This window comes from Shewanella sp. M-Br, assembly GCF_036245925.1.
In the GTDB taxonomy this organism is placed as follows: domain Bacteria; phylum Pseudomonadota; class Gammaproteobacteria; order Enterobacterales; family Shewanellaceae; genus Shewanella; species Shewanella oncorhynchi.
This window is the reverse complement of record NZ_BJBV01000045.1, coordinates 1-3,139: the sequence shown is the minus strand read 5'-3', so window position 1 is coordinate 3,139 and position 3,139 is coordinate 1. Positions and strand designations below refer to the sequence as shown.

Here is a 3,139-nt window from a genome sequence, read left to right as displayed (position 1 = left end):
GTTTATTACCGTGTCCATCGCTGGACCACGTTAATAATAATTCGGAAAGCTGATTTGCTTTGTTTGAGTTCACACTTCATCAAGTGTCGATATTCTGTCTAAGGCTGTGTATAAAACCCATCTGGGTTGTATGGTTAAGCCTCTCGAGTCATTAGTACATGTTAGCTCAACGCCTCACAACGCTTACACACCATGCCTATCAACGTCCTAGTCTCGAACGGCTCTTTAGAGGAATTAAATTCCTAGGGATGACTCATCTTAGGGCTCGCTTCCCGCTTAGATGCTTTCAGCGGTTATCGATTCCGAACGTAGCTACCGGGCAATGCCATTGGCATGACAACCCGAACACCAGCGGTTCGTCCACTCCGGTCCTCTCGTACTAGGAGCAGCTCCCTTCAATCATCCAACGCCCACGGCAGATAGGGACCGAACTGTCTCACGACGTTCTGAACCCAGCTCGCGTACCACTTTAAATGGCGAACAGCCATACCCTTGGGACCGACTTCAGCCCCAGGATGTGATGAGCCGACATCGAGGTGCCAAACACCGCCGTCGATATGAACTCTTGGGCGGTATCAGCCTGTTATCCCCGGAGTACCTTTTATCCGTTGAGCGATGGCCCTTCCATTCAGAACCACCGGATCACTATGACCTACTTTCGTACCTGCTCGACGTGTATGTCTCGCAGTTAAGCTGGCTTATGCCATTGCACTAACCGTACGATGTCCGACCGTACTTAGCCAACCTTCGTGCTCCTCCGTTACTCTTTGGGAGGAGACCGCCCCAGTCAAACTACCCACCAGGCACTGTCCCTAATCCCGATAAGGGACCTAGGTTAGAACATCAAAACTACAAGGGTGGTATTTCAAGGACGACTCCATCATGACTAGCGTCACAACTTCAAAGTCTCCCACCTATCCTACACATGTAGGTTCAATGTTCAGTGCCAAGCTATAGTAAAGGTTCACGGGGTCTTTCCGTCTAGCCGCGGGTATACGGCATCTTCACCGCAATTTCAACTTCACTGAGTCTCGGCTGGAGACAGCGTGGCCATCATTACGCCATTCGTGCAGGTCGGAACTTACCCGACAAGGAATTTCGCTACCTTAGGACCGTTATAGTTACGGCCGCCGTTTACCGGGGCTTCGATCATGAGCTTCTCTTGCGATAACCCAATCAATTAACCTTCCGGCACCGGGCAGGCGTCACACCGTATACTTCCTCTTGCGAGTTTGCACAGTGCTGTGTTTTTGATAAACAGTTGCAGCCACCTGGTATCTGCGACTCCCGTCAGCTTAGAGAGCAAGTCTCATCACCAACAGGAGCGTACCTTCTCCCGAAGTTACGGTACCATTTTGCCTAGTTCCTTCAGCCGAGTTCTCTCAAGCGCCTTGGTATTCTCTACCCGACCACCTGTGTCGGTTTGGGGTACGATTCCCACTAACCTGAAGCTTAGAAGATTTTCCTGGAAGCATGGCATCAACTACTTCAGTCCCTTAGGACCTCGTCATCAGCTCTCAGTGTGTACATTTAAGTACGTGTCCCCGGATTTGCCTAAGAACACCACCTACCACCTTAAACGCGGACTACCAACGCCGCGCTAGCCTAGCCTTCTCCGTCTCTCCATCGCAGTTAGCGGAAGTACAGAAATATTAATCTGTTTCCCATCGATTACGCCTTTCGGCCTCACCTTAGGGGTCGACTCACCCTGCCCCGATTAACGTTGGACAGGAACCCTTGGTCTTTCGGCGAGGGGGTTTTTCACCCCCTTTATCGTTACTCATGTCAGCATTCGCACTTCTGATACCTCCAGCGTGGGTTACCCCTTCACCTTCAACGGCTTACAGAACGCTCCTCTACCGCGCACAGTAAACTGTGCACCCGTAGCTTCGGTGACTAGCTTAGCCCCGTTACATCTTCCGCGCAGGCCGACTCGACTAGTGAGCTATTACGCTTTCTTTAAATGATGGCTGCTTCTAAGCCAACATCCTAGCTGTCTAAGCCTTCCCACATCGTTTCCCACTTAGCTAGTACTTTGGGACCTTAGCTGACGGTCTGGGTTGTTTCCCTTTTGACGACGGACGTTAGCACCCGCCGTCTGTCTCCCGAGTAGTACTCATTGGTATTCGGAGTTTGCAAAGGGTTGGTAAGTCGGGATGACCCCCTAGCCTTAACAGTGCTCTACCCCCAATGGTATTCGCTCGAGGCGCTACCTAAATAGCTTTCGAGGAGAACCAGATATCTCCCGGTTTGATTGGCCTTTCACCCCCAGCCACAAGTCATCCGCTAATTTTTCAACATTAGTCGGTTCGGTCCTCCAGTTGATGTTACTCAACCTTCAACCTGCCCATGGCTAGATCACCGGGTTTCGGGTCTACACCTTGCAACTAAACGCGCAGTTAACACTCGGTTTCCCTACGGCTCCGCTATTCGCTTAACCTCGCTACAAAATGTAAGTCGCTGACCCATTATACAAAAGGTACGCAGTCACGGTCTCAAGAACCGCTCCCACTGCTTGTACGTATACGGTTTCAGGTTCTATTTCACTCCCCTCACAGGGGTTCTTTTCGCCTTTCCCTCACGGTACTGGTTCACTATCGGTCAGTCAGGAGTATTTAGCCTTGGAGGATGGTCCCCCCATATTCAAACAGGATGTCACGTGTCCCGCCTTACTCGTTTTCATCAATGGTTAGTTTTCATGTACGGGGCTATCACCCTGTGCCGCTGCGCTTTCCAACGCATTCCACTAACACCCCACTGACTTAAGGGCTAATCCCCGTTCGCTCGCCGCTACTAGGGGAATCTCGGTTGATTTCTTTTCCTAAGGGTACTTAGATGTTTCAGTTCCCCTCGTTCGCCTCGCAACACTATGTATTCATGTTGCGATAACAGCTTATGCTGCTGGGTTCCCCCATTCGGACATCGTTAGCTCAAATGCTTGTTACTAGCTCGCCAACGCTTTTCGCAAGTTACTACGTCCTTCATCGCCTCTGACTGCCAAGGCATCCACCGTATACGCTTAGTCGCTTAACCATACAACCCAAATGAGTTTCACTCATCTGCGCCGCATTGCGACCAGCTTGGTTTTACTTGTCTCACTTCTGACCAAAGAAGTGGACGCGCCTTAGACGTAAACTAT

1 rRNA gene is annotated in these 3,139 nt (G+C 50.7%); it reads right to left on the bottom strand.

Going from position 1 to position 3,139, the window contains the following annotated elements:
* Positions 1–130 precede the first annotated feature (130 nt).
* A 23S ribosomal RNA gene (locus tag AAA952_RS22170) occupies positions 131–3,033 on the bottom strand.
* Between the last annotated feature and the right edge of the window lie 106 nt (positions 3,034–3,139).